At 57.0% G+C, this 17,250-nt stretch carries 17 protein-coding genes, 2 tRNA genes and 1 riboswitch; of the genes, 16 read left to right on the plus strand and 3 right to left on the minus strand.

Annotated features, from left to right (window positions below):
- Positions 1–66: 66 nt before the first annotated feature.
- Positions 67–2,250: a PAS domain S-box protein gene (locus ACPV0M_RS11995; protein ID WP_425620848.1), complete on the plus strand. Its 2,184-nt coding sequence runs from the start codon at positions 67–69 to the stop codon at positions 2,248–2,250.
- Between the two features lie 324 nt (positions 2,251–2,574).
- Positions 2,575–2,661: riboswitch (cyclic di-GMP riboswitch) on the plus strand.
- Between the two features lie 184 nt (positions 2,662–2,845).
- Positions 2,846–5,497 carry a PAS domain S-box protein gene (locus tag ACPV0M_RS12000; protein ID WP_425620849.1) on the plus strand — a complete coding sequence of 884 codons (2,652 nt, stop codon included), beginning with the start codon at positions 2,846–2,848 and terminating at the stop codon, positions 5,495–5,497.
- A 94-nt stretch (positions 5,498–5,591) separates the two neighbouring features.
- Here the strand turns inward: ACPV0M_RS12000 and ACPV0M_RS12005 are convergent, their stop codons facing one another.
- Both ACPV0M_RS12005 and ACPV0M_RS12010 read right to left on the minus strand, forming a co-directional pair.
- A complete protein-coding gene (locus ACPV0M_RS12005; protein ID WP_425620850.1) occupies positions 5,592–6,446 on the minus strand; it encodes a homing endonuclease associated repeat-containing protein in 855 nt (284 codons plus the stop codon).
- Between the two features lie 446 nt (positions 6,447–6,892).
- Positions 6,893–7,054, minus strand: a complete 162-nt coding sequence (locus tag ACPV0M_RS12010; RefSeq protein WP_425620851.1) for a hypothetical protein — start codon at positions 7,052–7,054, stop codon at positions 6,893–6,895.
- A 788-nt stretch (positions 7,055–7,842) separates the two neighbouring features.
- Between ACPV0M_RS12010 and ACPV0M_RS12015 the strand changes: the two genes are divergently transcribed.
- The 5 genes from ACPV0M_RS12015 to ACPV0M_RS12035 all read left to right on the plus strand — a co-directional run bounded on the left by ACPV0M_RS12015 (position 7,843) and on the right by ACPV0M_RS12035 (position 9,874).
- On the plus strand, positions 7,843–8,061 hold the full coding sequence (locus ACPV0M_RS12015) for a helix-turn-helix transcriptional regulator (RefSeq protein ID WP_425620852.1): 219 nt from the start codon (positions 7,843–7,845) through the stop codon (positions 8,059–8,061).
- A 187-nt stretch (positions 8,062–8,248) separates the two neighbouring features.
- Positions 8,249–8,473, plus strand: a complete 225-nt coding sequence (locus ACPV0M_RS12020) for a DUF1659 domain-containing protein (protein WP_425620853.1) — start codon at positions 8,249–8,251, stop codon at positions 8,471–8,473.
- A 162-nt stretch (positions 8,474–8,635) separates the two neighbouring features.
- A complete protein-coding gene (locus ACPV0M_RS12025) occupies positions 8,636–8,860 on the plus strand; it encodes a DUF2922 domain-containing protein (RefSeq protein ID WP_425620854.1) in 225 nt (74 codons plus the stop codon).
- Between the two features lie 177 nt (positions 8,861–9,037).
- Positions 9,038–9,223, plus strand: a complete 186-nt coding sequence (locus tag ACPV0M_RS12030) for a YvrJ family protein (protein ID WP_425620855.1) — start codon at positions 9,038–9,040, stop codon at positions 9,221–9,223.
- Positions 9,224–9,349: 126 nt separating this feature from the next.
- Positions 9,350–9,874: an N-acetylmuramoyl-L-alanine amidase gene (locus ACPV0M_RS12035; RefSeq protein WP_425620856.1), complete on the plus strand. Its 525-nt coding sequence runs from the start codon at positions 9,350–9,352 to the stop codon at positions 9,872–9,874.
- Between the two features lie 136 nt (positions 9,875–10,010).
- On the opposite strand, the gene ACPV0M_RS12040 is transcribed toward ACPV0M_RS12035, so the two are convergent.
- The gene (locus tag ACPV0M_RS12040) at positions 10,011–10,418 is read right to left on the minus strand and encodes a zinc ribbon domain-containing protein (RefSeq protein ID WP_425620857.1); all 408 of its coding nucleotides are present in this window, start codon (positions 10,416–10,418) and stop codon (positions 10,011–10,013) included.
- 165 nt (positions 10,419–10,583) lie between these two features.
- Between ACPV0M_RS12040 and ACPV0M_RS12045 the strand changes: the two genes are divergently transcribed.
- The 9 genes from ACPV0M_RS12045 to ACPV0M_RS12085 all read left to right on the plus strand — a co-directional run bounded on the left by ACPV0M_RS12045 (position 10,584) and on the right by ACPV0M_RS12085 (position 17,115).
- Positions 10,584–11,177: a GbsR/MarR family transcriptional regulator gene (locus ACPV0M_RS12045; protein ID WP_425620858.1), complete on the plus strand. Its 594-nt coding sequence runs from the start codon at positions 10,584–10,586 to the stop codon at positions 11,175–11,177.
- Positions 11,137–12,096: a TIGR01777 family oxidoreductase gene (locus tag ACPV0M_RS12050; RefSeq protein WP_425620859.1), complete on the plus strand. Its 960-nt coding sequence runs from the start codon at positions 11,137–11,139 to the stop codon at positions 12,094–12,096. Before ACPV0M_RS12045 ends, ACPV0M_RS12050 begins: the two co-directional genes overlap by 41 nt.
- 203 nt (positions 12,097–12,299) lie before the next feature.
- Entirely contained in the window at positions 12,300–12,893 is a 594-nt protein-coding gene (locus ACPV0M_RS12055) for an anthranilate synthase component II (protein WP_425620860.1), read from the plus strand.
- Positions 12,875–14,368: an aminodeoxychorismate synthase component I gene (gene pabB, locus ACPV0M_RS12060; protein ID WP_425620861.1), complete on the plus strand. Its 1,494-nt coding sequence runs from the start codon at positions 12,875–12,877 to the stop codon at positions 14,366–14,368. The genes ACPV0M_RS12055 and pabB overlap by 19 nt, the downstream gene beginning before the upstream one ends.
- Positions 14,356–15,195, plus strand: coding sequence for an aminotransferase class IV (locus ACPV0M_RS12065; protein WP_425620862.1), 840 nt, complete (start codon positions 14,356–14,358; stop codon positions 15,193–15,195). Before pabB ends, ACPV0M_RS12065 begins: the two co-directional genes overlap by 13 nt.
- A gap of 183 nt (positions 15,196–15,378) precedes the next feature.
- Positions 15,379–15,987 (plus strand): biotin transporter BioY, encoded by a 609-nt coding sequence (locus ACPV0M_RS12070; protein ID WP_425622210.1) that lies wholly within the window; start codon positions 15,379–15,381, stop codon positions 15,985–15,987.
- Entirely contained in the window at positions 15,980–16,387 is a 408-nt protein-coding gene (locus ACPV0M_RS12075; protein ID WP_425620863.1) for a DUF1284 domain-containing protein, read from the plus strand. Before ACPV0M_RS12070 ends, ACPV0M_RS12075 begins: the two co-directional genes overlap by 8 nt.
- Before the next feature lie 173 nt (positions 16,388–16,560).
- Positions 16,561–16,635: transfer RNA gene (locus tag ACPV0M_RS12080), tRNA-Asn, on the plus strand.
- Between the two features lie 405 nt (positions 16,636–17,040).
- Positions 17,041–17,115, plus strand: a tRNA-Asn gene (locus tag ACPV0M_RS12085).
- Positions 17,116–17,250 lie beyond the last annotated feature (135 nt).

Genomic DNA, 17,250 nt, shown 5'->3' on the forward strand with positions numbered 1-17,250 from the left:
GGTAATAAACGAGGGCAATCCTTTCCGCAGGGTACCATTCAAGAGAGGGAGGAACAGGCATCCTGTATGGCGTCACAGAGCAAGAAGATGGCAAAGAATCCGGGTGAAGAACGCGACCGCGTCTCTGCGGTTCTTGACCGCACCAACTCCTTGGTGTGCGTTCTTGACCGGAACGGGCGGATCGTCCGTTTCAACCGTGCCTGCGAGCAAACAACCGGCTATTTGTTCGAGGAACTGAAGGGGGAGCACGTCTGGGATCTGCTCCTGGTTCCTGAAGAGGTCGAAACGGTTAGAGATAGCTTTAAGAATTTACAGGCCGGTCAATTTTCTAACCGGCACAACAACTGCTGGGTAACGAAAGACGGGCGGCGCCGATTGATCGCATGGTCGAACACCGCCATCCAGGATGAAGACGGCTCGGTTAAGTATGTTGTCGCGGTAGGTGTCGACATTACCGACCGTAAGCAAGCGGAGGACGCACTGATAAAATCCGAACTGGAAAGAGCCGTTATTTTGGATGTCGTGTCGGAATTTGTAAGTTGCTACGACACAGACTCGAGAATCATCTGTTCAAACAAGGCTGTGCTGGAGATGCTGGGCTTGCCCCCGGAGCAAGTGGTGGGACGCCGCTGTTGCGAGGCCATGCGCCAACGCACCAAATTATGCGAAGAGTGCCCGATAGTAGCAGCACTTGAAACAATCACCGAGCGCAAGCGGGCCGAAGAAAGATTACAGCAGCGTCTAAGAATAGAAAAGCTGATCGCTGACATATCGGTGAACCTTATCGGCCTTGCCCCAAACGAGGTTGACAACGGTATAAACGCTGCGCTGCGGGCAATTGGGGAACTTGCCGGTGTCGACCGTAGTTATATCTTTCTGTTTTCCGGCGACGGGACGAAGATGGATAACACACACGAATGGTGTGCGGAAGGGATCAAACCGCAAGTTGACAACTTGAAGGGGTTGCCAAGTGAAAAATTCCCCTGGTGGATGGGCCGGCTCAACCGGTTTGAACCGATATTTGTCTCGAATGTCGAAGAACTTGGTTCCGAAGCGCGCATGGAAAAAGAAATCCTCCAGGCCCGGAATGCCCAGTCGGTTCTCGTTGTTCCGATCGTATATGACAAATCCCTGGTTGGTTTTCTTGGTTTTGACGCGGTACGCGCAAAGCAACTATGGACTGAAGAGGATATCGCAATGCTCAAGACGGTCGGGAAAGTCATTGCCAATGCCCTCCAGCACAGACGCATGCATGAGATCCTTCGGCAGAGAGAAGCCAGTCTAGCCAATGCCCAGCGCATTGCTCATCTTGGCAGCTGGGATTGGGATATTGTGCACAATGAAGTGCATTGGGCTGATGAAATTTATCATATCTTTGGTCTGACCCCGCAGGAATTGGGCACTACCTATGAGGATAGCCTGAAAGCTGTTCACCCTGATGACAGGGGGTTTGTAGAGAAATCTATTGCTAAAGCCTTTAAAGAGGGAAAACCTTATAGTGCAGATTACCGTATCGTTTTGCCGGACGGCTCCGAACGTATTGTACATGCGCAGGCCGAAGTAACTCTTGGTGAGACCGGCAGGCCTATCAAGATGTCTGGAACGGTGCAGGACATCACGGAGCGGATGAGAATCGAGAAAGCACTTCGGGAAAGTTCGGAACAGCTCCAGAAAGCGGTAGAGGGAACGATTCAGGCCGTAGCAAAGTTGGTTGAGATGAAGGATCCTTATACGGCCGGACACCAGCGCCGGGTTGCTGAGCTGGCCTGCGCGATAGCAAAAGAGATGGGCCTTCCTAAAGACCGGATTGAGGGTCTCCGCTTTGGTGCCCTTATTCACGACGTGGGGAAAATACCTGTGCCGGCTGGCATTCTCAACAAGCCAGGCCGCCTGCACGATGCTGAGTTCAGCCTGATCAAGATGCACCCCAAGATTGGGTACGATATCCTGAAAGACGTAAACTTTCCCTGGCCGGTGGCTCAGATTATTCTCCAACATCATGAACGGCTTAACGGTTCAGGATATCCTGGAGGACTTTTCGGCGACGACATCCTTCTGGAAGCACAAATCCTGGGGGTTGCTGATATGGTAGAAGCAATGGCATCACACCGGCCTTATCGCCCTGCGCAAGGCATTGATAAGGCTTTGGAGCAATTAACCAGGGATAAAGGGGTACTGTTCAATCCCGACGTAGTGGATGCTTGCTTAAGACTTTTTACCCGAAAAGGATTTAATTTCGCAGTAAATTAAGGGTCAGGCCGTGCGCCGAGCAAAGGGCGTGTCGTATAGCGGGTGCGAAGCCCACTGGGCTACGCCGATGACCTTGTCTGCTGCTTACAGTGCCGAGAGGACGCTGAGAGGTTTTACCGGGCACTCATTCAAAGACTGGCGATGTTCAACCTGGAGATTAGCTAACCCGCACAAAAATTTCTTAACTCTAGCTCGAAAAATGAAGGAATTGGTAGTTTTAGGTCGAACTTTGGTTAGGACATTAGTCCTAGTCAATGAGTTTTTTTATTTTTAATTTATTTGAGAAGAAGTTTATTAGTATCGCGTTCATCCATTAAGTCTGTTCCGCTAGAAGGGCAAAACTGCCGAAAGGCGGTGGCGCAAAGCTACAGGGACTAAGGCGGTGATCCGCTATGTCAGCCAGTTGCCGGTGGAACTATAGAAAAACCCACCCCTCTGGCGGTGGTGTTTTGTTTTGTAAACGCTTTTACACCGTGTACGTACATCGATAACCAGCTCTGGCTTCAAGTCCGGTCGTACCAGTGTTGTGTAGGAAACAAGGATTACTACTTTGGAGTCCACCCGTGGCAGAATTTTTAAACAAGGGAGCTTGGTTATGCTGCTGCAGTTTGAGGACTTCTTTGAATTATGGCCGGATATTCTCTGCATTGTGGGCCCAGACGGCTGCTTTAAGCGCGTGAATTCGGCATTGAGAAGTCTTCTCGGTTACACTGAAGAAGAACTTCTCGCACGGCCGGTCGCCGATTTTTTTCATCCCGACGACCGGCCGTTAAACATCCAATGGCAAAAGGTCTTGGGCACCGGTAAGCCACTGGTTAATCTCGAAAGCCGCTGTCTCTGCAAAGACGGTTCATACCGGTGGCTGGCGTGGAACGTCTGTCCGGTTGCTGCTGAAGGAATGATCGGCGCTTCCGCCCGGGATGTCACTGACTACAAAAAGATGATCGAGGCTTTGCAAAAATCACATGATTTCTGTTTGGCCCTGATTGACGGGTTCCCTAACCCTATGTGGCGTTCTGGTATTGACGGTAAGTGCGATTACGTTAACAAAAGCTGGCTTGACTTCACCGGAAGAACAATGGAGCAGGAAGTGGGGTATGGCTGGATTGAGGGGGTTCATCCCGAGGATTTAGACCGGTACGTTACAACCCATCTGGATGCTTTAAATGCACAAAAGCCGTTTAAGATCGAATACCGCCTCCGGCACCGCAGCGGAAAATACCGTTACATTTTAAATTTTGCCACGCCGTTTTATGGCCGAGACGGGAGCTTCTTGGGGCACATCGGATCCTGCTACGATGTTTCAGGGCGCAAACAGATGGAGCAGGCACTTCAGGAGTCCGAAACCAAGTACCGAACCATCTTCGAGAATACGGGGACAGCTATGGCGATTATCGAGGAAGACACAACGATATCCTTGGTAAACAGTGAATTTGAGAAGCTGACCGGGTATACCCGGGAGGAGACCGAAGGCAAAAAGAGCTGGACCGAACTTGTGGTACAGGAAGATGTTGAGCGCATGAAGGAGTATCACCGGCTGCGGAGAGTAGATCCAAACGGGGCGCCCAGGAATTACGTGTTCCGGAGCATTACTAAAGAGGGTAAAATTAAGTACCTTTATGCAACAGTCACAGTTATCCCGGGAACGAGAAAGAGCGTCGAATCCCTGCTGGACATCACCGAAAGCAAGCAGGCAGAAGAGAGATTAAAGCAGCGTCTCAAAATGGAAAAGCTGGTGGCGGACATATCGGCTAACCTTATCAGCCTCACCCCAAACGAGATCGACAACGGTATAAACGTCGCACTGCGGGCTATCGGCGAGTTCGCCGGTGCCGATCGCAGTTATGTCTTTTTGTTCGCCAGCGATAGGACCAAGATGGACAACACCCACGAGTGGTGCGCGGAAGGGATCGAACCGCAGATCGACAACTTGAAAGGGCTGCCAACAGAAACCTTTGCCTGGTGGATGCGTCAACTCAAGGAATTCAAGCCTATATACATCCCGAGTGTCGAAGAACTCCCATCCGGAGCCTGCGAAGAAAAGGAAATCCTCCAGGCCCAGGATATCCAGTCGGTTCTTGTCGTCCCCCTCGTCCACCAGAGATCCCTTGTCGGTTTTCTTGGCCTAGACGCAGTGCGTTCAAGACTGACGTGGACTGAAGAAGACATCACCATGCTGAAGATTATAGGGGAAGTGATTGCCAATACCCTTGAGCACCGTCGTATGTTTGATACGCTCCAGACAAGCGAAGCCCGGTTGGCTAGCGCCCAGCGTATCGCCCGTCTCGGAAGCTGGGAATGGGACATTGCAGGCAATGAAGTGCGCTTCTGTGACGGAACCCGCCGGATTTTTGGTCTCGTTCCCCAAAAATCCGGTGCGACGTATGAGGCTGCCATAAACACTGTCCACCCTGACGACAGGAAGTACGTAGAGGAGTCGATTGCCGAAGCCCTCAAGGAAAGAAAACCATGCAGCATTGAGTATCGCATTGTTTTAGAAGACGGCGCTGAACGTATTGTCCACGTACAGGCCGAGGCAACCTTTGATGATTTAGGCAAACCTGTCAGAATGGCCGGGACAGTCCAGGACATTACGGAGCGTGTAAAAATCGAGGCCGCGCTTCGGGAAAGCTCGGGGCAGCTCAAGAGAGCCATTGAGGAGACGATTCAGGCGGTGGCAAAACTGGTCGAAATGAGGGATCCGTATACTGCCGGGCACCAGCGCCGGGTAGCCGAGTTAGCCTGTTTGATTGCGAAAGAAATGGGGCTTTCCAAAGAGCGGATCGAGGGTCTCCGTTTTGCGGCCCTGATTCACGACGTGGGGAAAATACACGTGCCGGCAGGGATTCTCAATAAACCTGGCGGTTTATACGAAGCCGAGTTGAGCCTTATCAAAATGCATCCCTTGGTCGGGTATGACGTCTTGAAGAGCATTAACTTTCAATGGCCCGTAGCTCAAATTGTCCTTCAGCATCACGAACGGCTTGACGGTTCGGGATATCCTCAAGGACTTTCCGCCGACGATATTCTTTTGGAAGCGCAAATCCTCGGAGTCGCCGACACCGTTGAAGCGATGGCTTCTCACCGCCCGTATCGCCCGGCGAAAGGCATTGATCAGGCTCTGGAACAGCTAACGAAGGACAAAGGCGTATTGTTCAATCCCGACGTGGTCGATGCCTGCTTGAGGCTGTTTACTAGCAGAGGGTTTCGGTTTAGTGATGATGATGGGAGTAATAGAGTCTCGTGAACCAGTCAGAGGTCTGTCCGCGTTTCCCGGGAAGGCCTGGTTATCCTGCCTAAAACCGCATGGGATCTTGCAGGGCAACATCCGGTATTCGGTGTCAGCCCGATACCAGTTCAGTCAGGTACCGCTGTATTATCTGGCACACTCTGCTGGGAGTCAGCCCTTCGTCCTCACCCATTTCTTTGTATGATTCACCCTTGGCCAAGCGGATCGCAAGCCGGCGTCCACGGTCGTGCCCGTTTAATTCAGGAAACCCCATTTCGTAGGCAGTGACAAGTAATCGTGACAGTCTCCCGCCAAGCGACGGTCTCCCGATTATAACAATGCCCGCATCCGAAAGGACTTCTTTCATAACCATCCGCCTGTAAGGAGAACGGTGCAGCTCCGATGCCGCCACGACTGTTCGTCCTCGGAAACGCCTTAACGTTTCGGCGACCGTTTTTCTCCGCCTGGGGTCCATCGGGTCAAAGCCGCACTCACTAAGAGCCGAGGCCCAACTGTCAAACATCAAGAAAATGGCATCTTCACTAGGCCAGTCGGTCCGCCGAAGTTTGAAGCGCAAGCTGCGGTACTCGGTCACGCCGGGGGGATACCCGATAATCTCCGTTGCAGTCTTGAGGGCCATTATAGCGCGGGCCTTTTTTTCGTTCTCGTCTTTCAAAGGTCGAACGCGCAGGATTCTACGGTTCGGCTTTAGTCCTGCAGCCAGAACGGCATAATCCCAAGAAGAGAAAAGCTGAATGACGTACCGGATAGGAGGGTATCCCCGTAAGTTCTGTACTCGAAGGTATTGTCTCTGTGTAGGCGTATGACCCAGTTCGTCTGCTAATTCCCTGACTGCCTGAACAACAGTATCCTTGTCCGTGAGGCACGGTATGACGGCTTCCTGGTCACGATGCTCGTCGTCACGGCAAAAACGGTTGAGTTTCAGCGGGGTGTCTTGCGAATACATCGACACCACTCCTGTAGGCAACATTACGGGTTTTCTTGTCTGCAAACCCGTTATACGAAAAAACGGTGGAATCCCGGTTCAATCCTAATAATGGACTGTCAAACAAAAATCCACCGCCAGAAGGGGGTGGATTTAACCAACCGTCTATTCCCGGCAACTGGCTGACATAACCGGAATCCCGTGTTAGTCCCTGTAGCTTTTGCGTCACCACTTTGATTTCTGGACGATAGTCCTATGCGCATAGGACTATCGTACTAAAATTCGACACCGGGTATACCAATTCCTCCATATTAAAAGGGCATGACCCTCCTGTTTATTTATTTTAGGGTGAAAACATAAAATTCACCCTCGGAAGGGTGAATCAACTTAAGGCCGGGTGCGGCAGATCTGCCACGGTTAAGTGATTGCAGGATTTAGCCGGTAAGCTTTTGACGTAGCTCGCCGGTTTACTTTTGGACCGGTTTGCCGCCCGGGGCCTTACGGGGCTGATCGGCGTTGGCGGTTTCCGGGACCGGGATTTCGGCATGGCAGTAGGCGCAGATCCATACCCCTCTGGTGTCCGCGCTGTACCAAGCCGTTTTGCATTGCGGGCAGATCCGCTTTTGCATTGTTCCCACCGCCCATCCAATCTTATTAATCCCCATACTACGTTATATAGGTTATATTTATGCCTCAGCTACCCTGAAAAAACGGTCCTTGCTATTCGGGGCTGGGTTTATCACCGAAAGCGGCCCAGCACTCAACTTGGCAGCTCGTTAAAGCGAACCCATCACCTATGGCTAGCCCTTCGAAGAGACTTAGTTGAGTGCCGGGTTCCTCGGCTCACTGCGCATTATTGATTTATACTCCCAACGTTCGCTACGGCCAAGGCCTCGACGCGTACTTGGGTAACCTGCTGAAAACTGCGCCCGCGAACAATCCGCAGGAGGCAAGCCACGCTCCGAACCGAGCTCAGGCCATCACCCGAAAGGCCGTTCAAAAGCGAGCATGGCGCGGAAGGCGAGGAGTCCAGCGCGGAGCGTACTGAAAAAGAGGTCTGAAACCAGAGGTCAGAAGTCTGACCGGGAAGCGATCACTCGTAATCGCATCGAGTCCGACCTCGGACTTCCGGCATCTGACATCCTTGTTGGTACGTGAGCACCGGACGACGATGCCCGACAAAGTCAGGCGAAGCTTTTCAACGGCCTCATAGAACGGTCGAAGCGGAGCACGGAGCGTCGGGGATAACCCAGACCTGCTGTAACCATTTTTCATTGTCTGTGGTGTTGTATTTTGCAGGATGAGGGTCTGCTAGGGGATAACACTTGGGCATAGGTAACTGTTACAAACAGTGACTAGCCTGGTCAGGGTTCAGTGGTATGCTGAAAGCGCTCTTTCAGGAACAGGAGGTGGAGACATGAACGAATTAGGTTCCCTTGTCCGCCGGGCAAGAATAAGCAAGGGGTTGAGCCAGGCCGCTCTGGCGCGCGCCGTCGGCCTTACGCCGCAGTACATCTCCGACATCGAGCGGGGAAGGGCCTTCGGGTCCTACCGCACCCTGCACCGGCTGGCGGCACGACTCGAACTCTCCCTGGACAGCCTGCTCTCGGCAAACCGGGACGGGGCAGGCCGGTAGGAGGTATGCCGTACGGTAATCACCGGCGGTGGTACGGCCATATCTGTTATTGACGGTCACCAGCGGGGGTTGTTACCATGATCATGGCTGTTATAAACGGTACCGTTTGCACGCCCTGCGCGAGATGTGGGAATGTGAGAGAGCACCTCGCAAAAGGGCGGGTTAAACCGGAGGAGGTGTATAGTTGATGGCAGTCGTGTCTACCCCTCTCGGCAGCGTGCTGATCGTCGAGGTCCAGACAGGTGTCAGCGATAACGGCAACCCCGTCTTGCGGAACCGCCGCTGGTCCAACGTGAAGGCCGGCGCGCCGGACCAGGACGTTTTCGAGGTCGGCGCCGTCCTGGGCGGTCTGCAGAGCCATATCGTCACCGCGGTGATGCGCGAGGACGCTGAAGAGCTTGCCAACGCTTAGCGTTCTGCTGTCAGCTTTCAGCACTCGGATTAGAACGCCGGGTCTGTTCTCCGAAGCGTCGAATGCTGAATGCCGAATGCCAATACGGGGAGGTCGTCAAGCAGCCGGGCGGCCTTCCTTCCCGGGGTAGCGCCCCGGTGGTTCTGGAAAGGATGTGATTTCGTGGCAGTGACCAGGAACCTGGAAATGCGCTTCCGGAATGCCTCGGGGAGCGCGGTGACTATCCGCGTGCCCGACCCCAAGGCCGGCCTGACGGCCGCCGAGGTGGAAGCGGCTATGAACACGATCATCGCCAGGAACATCTTCGCCTCCAGCGGCGGGGACCTGGTGGCCATAGACTCGGCCCGCATCGTCGAGCGTACCGCTACGACCCTTATCGGGGAGTAGAGGAGAAGAGTGAGAATGGAGGGCCCGCTCTGGGCCCTCCATTCCGTCTTCGACAGTGCTTGTCGGCGGCGACTGGATGTATTAAGCCGGAAAGCAAATCTTGAAGCTGGCTTAAGATCCTGCTCGCAGCTCAGACCTCCGACCTCAGACATCCTTATTTGGAGGGAGGAAAACGGCGTGGAAGAGTTTTTAAAACTGGTCGGCAATTACGGGTTCCCGATGGCCCTCTCGGCTTATCTCCTGGTGCGCCTGGAGCCGCTGATCAGGGAACTGCAGAAGTCGGTCACGCTGCTGACGATGGTGGTGGCGCGCCAATCCGGGGTGGAACTGGATGACATCGTAGAGTTCCACGCCAAGCATTAGGCACTTGGCATTAAGCATTTAGGATGGGATAGGTAAGACGGCTTGGGATCCTGCAGGCTTTAGCTTATTTAGCGCTGTTAAGGCGCGATTCCATAGAGACCGCAGTGCGGAAGGAGGGGAAAACGGATGCCCAAGTGGATACATATAGTAGTTCACCACACCGGAACGCAAGAGAGGAACGCCGCCCAGGTCAAGGCCTACCACAAGAGCCTCGGGTGGCGCGACGTCGGCTATCACTACCTCGTCGAGCGGGATGGGACGGTGGTCAACGGACGGCCGCCGACCATGGAAGGGGCGCACTGTGTGGCCGGGGGGATGAACCGCAAGGGCATCGGCGTCTGCCTCATCGGTAACTTCGAGCTCTACCCGCCGCCCAGGACGCAGCTTGTCTCCCTGCGCGCGCTTTTACAGCGCCTGATGCGGGAGCACCGCATCCCGCCGGCGAACGTGCTGGGGCACGGCGAGGTGCCGGGAGCGGCGACGGCTTGCCCGGGGCGGTATCTCGACCTGAAGAAGATGCGGGATGAACTGTCACGCGGGCCGGTCCTGTACCGTGTGCAGGTCGGCGCTTTCGCCGAGCGCCGGCGCGCGGAGGCGGTGGCCGAAGACCTGAGGGACCTCGGTTACGAGGCCTTCGTCGCCGGTTCGTAGATGGATGCGCGATGTCTTGACAGAGGAGAGGCAGCCGAAGCCGCCTCTCCTAATTTTTTCGCCGTCATCAAGCCGGCCGGGCGGGTCCCATGCGGATACGGGCCCGAATCACTCCCATACTTGTTTGCAGTGCGGGTTAGGCTGGGAGCCGGGCGGCGGCCTGCACAACGGGGCGTCCGCAGTGGGGACAGTACCTGGCGCCGGCCTCCATGCTGTTTCCGCAATAAGAGCAGAAGACTCTGTTGGCGACGATCGCAGTTATTTTCCTGTTGAGTTCATCGAGCTCGTCGTAGAGCCGGGCGATTTCTTCGCAGTGGGCGCGGATTTTCCGGTAGTCTATACCGTTTTTGCGGTACATGGTCAAGACGAAATGCCCCAGTGCCCGCTCCCGGCGGGCGATGGCGGTTTCTATTCCGACAACGGCGGCCCTGGCCTTGGCTGCCTCCGCCAGGCGCCGTGATCTGTCCGTCAGGGTCTGGGTGACGGCCTTCCATTTGTCCGGGACGGCCACGCCGTCCAGGATGCCCCTCCTGAAAAAGCCCATGTTCCCTTCCTCTTTCTCGGTCCAGTGGTAATTCCTGGCTTTCGCTTTTCCTACAGTGTACGCCTGAGCAGGGGGGTTGTGCCTGTACACTGTTGCCATGAGAGTTTGTATCATTTAGAATGTATTAAACGATGTTATCACGAGTAAGACGGAGGGTGACGGGCTATGGACGAGGCGCTGCGTGAGGCGCGCATGCGGCTGATCGAGGCTTTGGGCCGGCAATCCGCTTTCTGGGGCCTGGGCAAGGCAACGGGCGAGCTGTACGCCGTTTTGTACCTGTCTGCGGAGCCGATGAGCCTGGGCGAGCTGGCGGAGGCCCTGGGTGTTACAAAGGGCAACGTCAGCATCGCCATCCGGGTCCTGGAGCAGTTCGGCATGGTCCGGCGCAGCATGCCGCCGGGCGACCGCCGGGTCTACTTCGAAGCCGAGGCCGATCCCTGGCTGATTATGCAACGGGTGCTTGAGCGGCGACAGAAACCGGAGTTTGACCAGTCGTTTCGGATCATCGAAGGCAGTCTGCGGCGTGCGCGGGAAGCTTCGTCCGGGCCGGATCGGGATTTTGTGGCTGGTCGGCTGCAGGTGCTGCAAAGTTTTTACAGGGAACTGGATCAGATCGTCGAGACCGTTTTACTTGTCGGCCCCCGCCGGTTTGCGAAACTGGTGAAGGTTTTGGCAAGGCTGCAGCGGTTCGGCGGCCGCAGAAAGGGAGGGACGGGCAATGAAGGTGGTCGTGACGGGAGGAACGGGGTTCATCGGTAGGCCCCTGGTTGCTTCTTTCCTCGACAGGGGCGACGAGGTTACCGTGCTGACGAGGTCCAAAACGGGGCGCCTGCCCGCGGGAGTCAAGGCTGTTACATGGCCGGCGGGAGGGCCTGCTGCCTCCGGCGAGGAGGGCGGCATCCCGCCGGGAGAGGCCGAAAGTCGCTGGTGGGAGGCGCTGGACGGGGCGGATGCCGTCGTGCACCTGGCCGGAGAGTCGATCGCCGCCCGGCGCTGGACGCCTGAACAAAAGGAACGGATTCGCGAAAGCCGGGTGCAGGGGACGAGAGTGCTGGTCGAGACCCTGGCGCGTGTGAAGCGGAGACCGGGGGTGCTGGTCAGCGGTTCAGCGGTCGGCTATTACGGTCCGCGTGGCGATGAAGAATTGACCGAAGCCGACGCTCCCGGGCAAGACTTCCTCAGCGAGGTCTGTACGGCCTGGGAAAGAGAGGCCCGGCAAGCGGAGATTCTGGGGATGCGCGTCGTCCTGCTGCGCACCGGCATGGTGTTGGAGAGGGACGGCGGGGCCCTGCCCCGGATGCTCTTGCCCTTCCGCTGGTTTGCGGGCGGACCGTTCGGCTCCGGCCGGCAGTGGATGTCCTGGATCCACCGCGACGATCTGGTCAGCCTGATTCGCTTTCTCATCGCGAACAAAGAGGCGCGGGGTCCGGTAAACGCCGTGGCCCCGAATCCGGTAACCAATCTGGCTTTCGCGAGGACTCTGGGGCGGATGATGCGCCGTCCGTCACGGCTTGCCGTTCCGAGGGCGCTTTTACGCCTGGCCCTGGGCGAGATGGCCGAGGCGCTGCTCTTGAGCGGGCAGAGGGCGGTCCCGGCCCGGGCCCTTGAGCTGGGATTCTCTTTCAAGTATGCCGAGCTGGAGACGGCCCTGCAGGCCATCCTGAAGGCCGGCAAGTAAAATTTCGACGGGGCGGGCCGGTGAGCGGTTGACGAAGTATGAAGCAGTTGCTAAATTATATTCAAGTGTTGCCATGACAACCTAAAGACGAGACGAGATCAGACGAGCAAGTTTAAGACCAGGCGAGACGACTCGGAGACACGGGGTGAGCACCGATACGCGGGTATCGGTGTTTTTTTTCGGGGTGAAGGAGGCAGCGTACGGTGGTGGTGATCATTGACAATTACGATTCGTTTGTGTACAGCCTTTACCAGTATTTTAAAATCCTAGGGAAAAACGTCCTCGTGGTTCGTAACGATGAGGTTGCTATTACCGGCCTGAAGGCGCTGCCGATATCGCATCTTGTTTTGTCACCGGGACCTTGCGCCCCGGATGAAGCGGGGATATGCATAGAGGCAGTGCGCCATTTCAGCGGTCGGCTGCCCGTACTGGGAGTCTGCCTCGGCCATCAGGCAATAGCCCGCGCTTTCGGAGGCGGTTTGGCTCGCGCAAGGCGGCCGATGCACGGAAAGGTCACGCCGGTTTACCACGACGGCCGCGGTATCTATAGAGATCTTCCTAATCCGCTGATCGCCGCCAGGTATCATTCACTGATTGTTCCGCCGGGAGGGTTGCCGGGTGAACTGGCCGTGACCGCTGTGGACGCCGGGGGAGAAGTAATGGGTCTGCGGCACGTTGAGTTTACGGTTGAAGGTGTACAGTTTCATCCCGAATCGATCTTGACTCCTCAAGGCTTGGCGTTATTGGCGAACTTCGCGGCCATCAAGGGGGGATGCTGGTGCCGACCGCGCTCCTAATCGAGGAACTGCCGGCGGCTGCCGACCCGCCGGGCCTCTTTGAGAAAATCCGTGATTTGAGGCTCCCGTTTCTGCTCGAAAGCAGCCTCAGAAAGGGGCGGATGGGCCGTTACTCCATTTTAGGCGCCGAACCGTTTCTCACCGTCTCGGAAAAACACGGAAAGATAAGGATCACGGGGGAAAACGCATCGGCGCAGGAAGAAAATGAGGCTAACCCCTTTGACGTGTTGAAGGAACTGATATCAAGCCACCGCTTGCTGCGAACGGCACCGGCGCCCCCTTTCATCGGCGGCGCGGTGGGTTATTTCGGTTACGATCTCGCCAGACGCATCGAGAGACTGCCGTCGCTAAGCAGCGATGACCTTGGGCTGCCCGAGATCCATCTTGGTTTTTACGATGCGGCGGCCGTTGTTGATCATTTTTCGCACCGGGTTTATCTGGTGGCCGCAAGCCTGCCTGAACGAGGGTCGGCGGGACTCAGGCGGGCAAAAGAGAAACTGAAGCGGCTTCGCGGGGCCTTGTCGGGAAGACTCCTGTCAGGAACGGTTCGGCATGAGGCGGCCGCCGGTTTTGAAGAAAACCCGGCCGTGTCCGGGCAACGCTTTTCCTTGCTGCGGGTGCGGGACGGGTTTTTGACCAGCACTTTCAGCCCGCCGGCCTTTAAGGCGGCCGTCGAGAGAGTCCGCGAATACATTGCCGCCGGGGACATCTTTGTCATCAACCTGGCGCAGCGCTTCTCGCTGCCTTTTTTCGGAGATCCGTGGGTTTTATACCGGTCCTTGCGCAGTATAAGTCCGGCTCCCTTTGCAGCCTATCTCGACTGCGAAGATTTTACGGTCATATCGGCGTCACCCGAGTTGTTCCTTCGCCTGCGGGATGGCCGGGTAGAGACCCGTCCGATCAAGGGTACGAGGCCGCGGGGCGACACCCCCGAGACCGACCGACGCCTGCGCGAGGAACTGTGGCAGAGCGCCAAAGACCGCGCCGAACTGGCCATGGTGGTGGACATGCTGCGCAGCGACCTGGGGAAGGTATGTCTTCCGGGTTCCATTCAGGTCCCCGAGCTATACCGGATAGAGGATTATGCCACGGTCTTTCAGCTGGTGGCCACGGTTGAGGGCCGGCTGGATTCAAGATGCAACGCGGTCGACCTCTTGCGGGCCTGTTTTCCGGGAGGGTCGGTCACCGGGGCGCCCAAGGTTCGGTCCATGCAAATCATTGAAGAGCTGGAGCCGGTCAGGCGGGGGATTTACACCGGAGCGATCGGCTACCTGGGATTTGACGGGAACGCGGATATGAGCATCGCGATCAGGAGCGTAGTCTGCCATAAGAACAGGGCTTGGTTCCATGCCGGAGGCGGCATAACCATCGACTCCGATCCGGAAGCGGAGTACCGCGAGACGCTTGATAAGGCCAGGGCGCTGTTGAAGGCCCTGGGGGTTAACGGGCTGGAGGTGGATGGATGGAGACTTTAGCCTGCGTCAACGGCCGGATCCTGCCGGCACAAGAGAGGTGCGTCAGCCCTCTCGACCGCGGGCTGCAGTACGGCGTTGGCCTGTTCGAGACATTGGCCGTTACCGACGGGCGCATCCTTTTTGTGAGGGAACATCTTGCCAGGCTGGAAAGCGGTATGGCGCAACTTGGCATAGAGCTGGGCCGACATGCCGGGCGCTTGCAGGAATACCTGGAAATGGGCCGGCAAGCCAACGCGATACACCGCGGTTCCTTGCGGCTGACTGTAACGGCGGGGCCGGCGGGATGCGAGGGATGCGCTATCGTCACTCCGGGCCCGCCTCCTTACGGTGCGGACTGTTACCGGCAGGGCATACGAGTGGGCATGTGCAAAGTGAGGCGGAACCCGCATTCGCCCATCGTCAGGCTGAAAACTCTCAACTACCTGGACAGTTTGCTGGGCAGGCAGGAGGCAAGGTCGAACGGATGGGACGAAGGTATCCTTCTGAATACTGAAGGAGCGGTTGCCGAGGGAACGGCCAGCAACGTCTTCCTGGTGCACAAGGGCCGGCTGTTCACGCCGCACGCCGATTGCGGGTTGTTGCCGGGTATTGTTCGGCACATAGTCCTGCAAGCGGCCGGGTTCCTGGGAATAGATGTCGTTGAGGGATGCTTCGGCGCTACAGCGCTGGCTGATGCCGACGAGATTTTTCTCACGAACTCTCTGATGGGCGTTATGCCTGTTTCGCTGTTTAACGGTCGGCCGGTGGGTGTTAGCGTTCCGGGGCCCGTCACCGCCCTGCTTATGGACGCCTACGAGCGCCGGGCTCGTCTAAACTGTGCTTTGTGAGCCCCCCGCGCCGAAAAGTCTGGCGAAAGCAAAATAGGCGTCTCTCGGCTCTTATGGCTGCGCCTTACGGTAGAGTAACACCATAATTGTTAACCAGCCTGGCTACAACTGGTTGACAATTGGCGTTCCGTAATTGTAGAATACCTTCATCATAGAGCGAGGAGGTTGTTTGACTTGCAGGGTGTGTTCAGTCTACGGGGTTATGGCAGCAGGGCCGTCCGGTGGTTCGAGGAGCTGCCCTTTGCGCACAAGCTGGCGCTGTCCGTAGGTTTTGCGGCTCTGATCGGCGCCGCCGCGCAGGCCCGCATTCCCGTGCCCTGGTCGCCGGTGCCGATAACGGGACAGACCTTTGCGGTACTGCTGGCCGGAGTGCTGCTGGGGCGCGGCTGGGGCGGCTTCAGCGCGGGCGTCTACGTGGCGGCGGGCGCGGCCGGCCTGCCCTGGTTCGCTGGGCTCAGCGGGGGTCTGGCCGTCCTGGCCGGCCCGACGGGAGGCTACCTGGCGGGCTTTGTCCTGGCGGCCATGGCGGTAGGCCATGCGGTCAGGAGATACGCCTGGGCGCGTACTCTGCCAGGGCTGATCGCGGTAATGACGGCGGGGAATTTTATCCTGATTCACGGACCGGGCCTTGCCGTTCTCTCCCTGTATACGGGGGTTACCGACCTGGTCAAGCTTCTCTGGATGGGGACAATTCCCTTTATCCCGGGTGACCTGACCAAGATCCTGGCGGCCGCGGCGGCGGCCTGGCCGTTCCTGCCGCTGGAAAAGGGCGCCGCGTCGCAGGATGGCTGAACCGGTTGTTCTGCGGGCTCACCACCTGCTCTGCGCGGGCGAGTTCCGCGGGCTGGGCTATACGCCCGTTTTCGTTGCCAACTTCGCGCGGGTTCTCGCGGGGCTTGCCGGTCGGCCGGCTGCCCGGGTACGGTTGACTGACGGGACCGATGTGATCTGTGCGGCCTGTCCCTGGCTGGTTGAAGGGAGCTGTGTCCGAGACGGCGGCGGGGAAGCGGCGGTATCCCGCCTGGACGGCCTGGTGCTGGCGCGGCTCGGACTGGAGCCGGGCGCGACGCTGACATGGGCGCGCCTGCGCGGTCTTGCGGACGAGCGGGCCGACCGCGCCTGGCGGATGAAGGTATGCAGGGAGTGCTCGTGGTTTGGGGCTCCCTGCTACCAGGCCTTATTAAGGATATAGGTCGTTCAACGAACGCCAGTTAAAGAGTCATGGTTGAGAGAGCCTGCTGCATTGCGGCCTACGCCAGGATCCATATCGAGGGTCCTGCAGGGTACAAAGCACAAACAACGCTGTAAAACTTGACGGGCCGGCGCCGCCCCTGTATAATAACTCTTGTCGTTGCGCTAATCCGTTCCGCGATAGCTCAACGGTAGAGCATCCGGCTGTTAACCGGAGGGTTGTAGGTTCGAATCCTACTCGCGGAGCCAAAGTATAAACAAAGACCGCCTCAGATGGCGGTCTTTGTTTATGCATTGGCGCTGGGCTCTATTCCAGGTCTCGGCGCTCAGTGCCCAGCGCTCAATGCCACGCTTTTGGCAGCCTAACTGTGTTCGGCCAGCCACGCCTTTTCAAGCATCCACTTGCCTGCCAGCCAGAGGCGGCTTTCCGGCAGGACGATAAACCGCGGGTTACGCTTAAAAAAGTCGAACGATAGAGGCCATTGTTCTCACCTCGGTGTTTAGGATGCTCCGAAGAAAAAAGTTTGCCGCGTTTTTGGTTACGCTAGAGGATGTTCGGGGAACATTGTTATACGGCCGGAAGTCTTGCGGGGGTCACGGGCCTTTGCTATAATAGCTTTTAAAGCAAAAACAGAACACGCCTAAAATTTTCGTTCCGCGATAGCTCAACGGTAGAGCATCCGGCTGTTAACCGGAGGGTTGCAGGTTCGAATCCTGCTCGCGGAGCCAATTCTTTTTGCGGCCGCTGCCTCGCGCAGCGGTTTTTGTCGTCTTTCGGGCCTATCCGATAGGGGGCTGTTGAAAAACTTCGCCTGGCTTTGTCAGGCTCGCCGGCCAGTGTTCACGTACCAACAAGGATGTCAG

It is taken from the genome of Desulfosceptrum tomskiensis (genome assembly GCF_049818055.1).
GTDB lineage: Bacteria > Bacillota > Desulfotomaculia > Desulfotomaculales > JASEER01 > JBFLVT01.

Coding starts and splice junctions, on each gene's coding strand:
- ACPV0M_RS11995 (WP_425620848.1), top strand. CDS start 67: ATGGCGTCACAGAGCAAGAAGATGGCAAAGAATCCGGGTGAAGAACGC.
- ACPV0M_RS12000 (WP_425620849.1), top strand. CDS start 2,846: ATGCTGCTGCAGTTTGAGGACTTCTTTGAATTATGGCCGGATATTCTC.
- ACPV0M_RS12005 (WP_425620850.1), bottom strand. CDS start 6,446: ATGTATTCGCAAGACACCCCGCTGAAACTCAACCGTTTTTGCCGTGAC.
- ACPV0M_RS12010 (WP_425620851.1), bottom strand. CDS start 7,054: ATGCAAAAGCGGATCTGCCCGCAATGCAAAACGGCTTGGTACAGCGCG.
- ACPV0M_RS12015 (WP_425620852.1), top strand. CDS start 7,843: ATGAACGAATTAGGTTCCCTTGTCCGCCGGGCAAGAATAAGCAAGGGG.
- ACPV0M_RS12020 (WP_425620853.1), top strand. CDS start 8,249: ATGGCAGTCGTGTCTACCCCTCTCGGCAGCGTGCTGATCGTCGAGGTC.
- ACPV0M_RS12035 (WP_425620856.1), top strand. CDS start 9,350: ATGCCCAAGTGGATACATATAGTAGTTCACCACACCGGAACGCAAGAG.
- ACPV0M_RS12040 (WP_425620857.1), bottom strand. CDS start 10,418: ATGGGCTTTTTCAGGAGGGGCATCCTGGACGGCGTGGCCGTCCCGGAC.
- ACPV0M_RS12045 (WP_425620858.1), top strand. CDS start 10,584: ATGGACGAGGCGCTGCGTGAGGCGCGCATGCGGCTGATCGAGGCTTTG.
- ACPV0M_RS12050 (WP_425620859.1), top strand. CDS start 11,137: ATGAAGGTGGTCGTGACGGGAGGAACGGGGTTCATCGGTAGGCCCCTG.
- ACPV0M_RS12065 (WP_425620862.1), top strand. CDS start 14,356: ATGGAGACTTTAGCCTGCGTCAACGGCCGGATCCTGCCGGCACAAGAG.
- ACPV0M_RS12075 (WP_425620863.1), top strand. CDS start 15,980: ATGGCTGAACCGGTTGTTCTGCGGGCTCACCACCTGCTCTGCGCGGGC.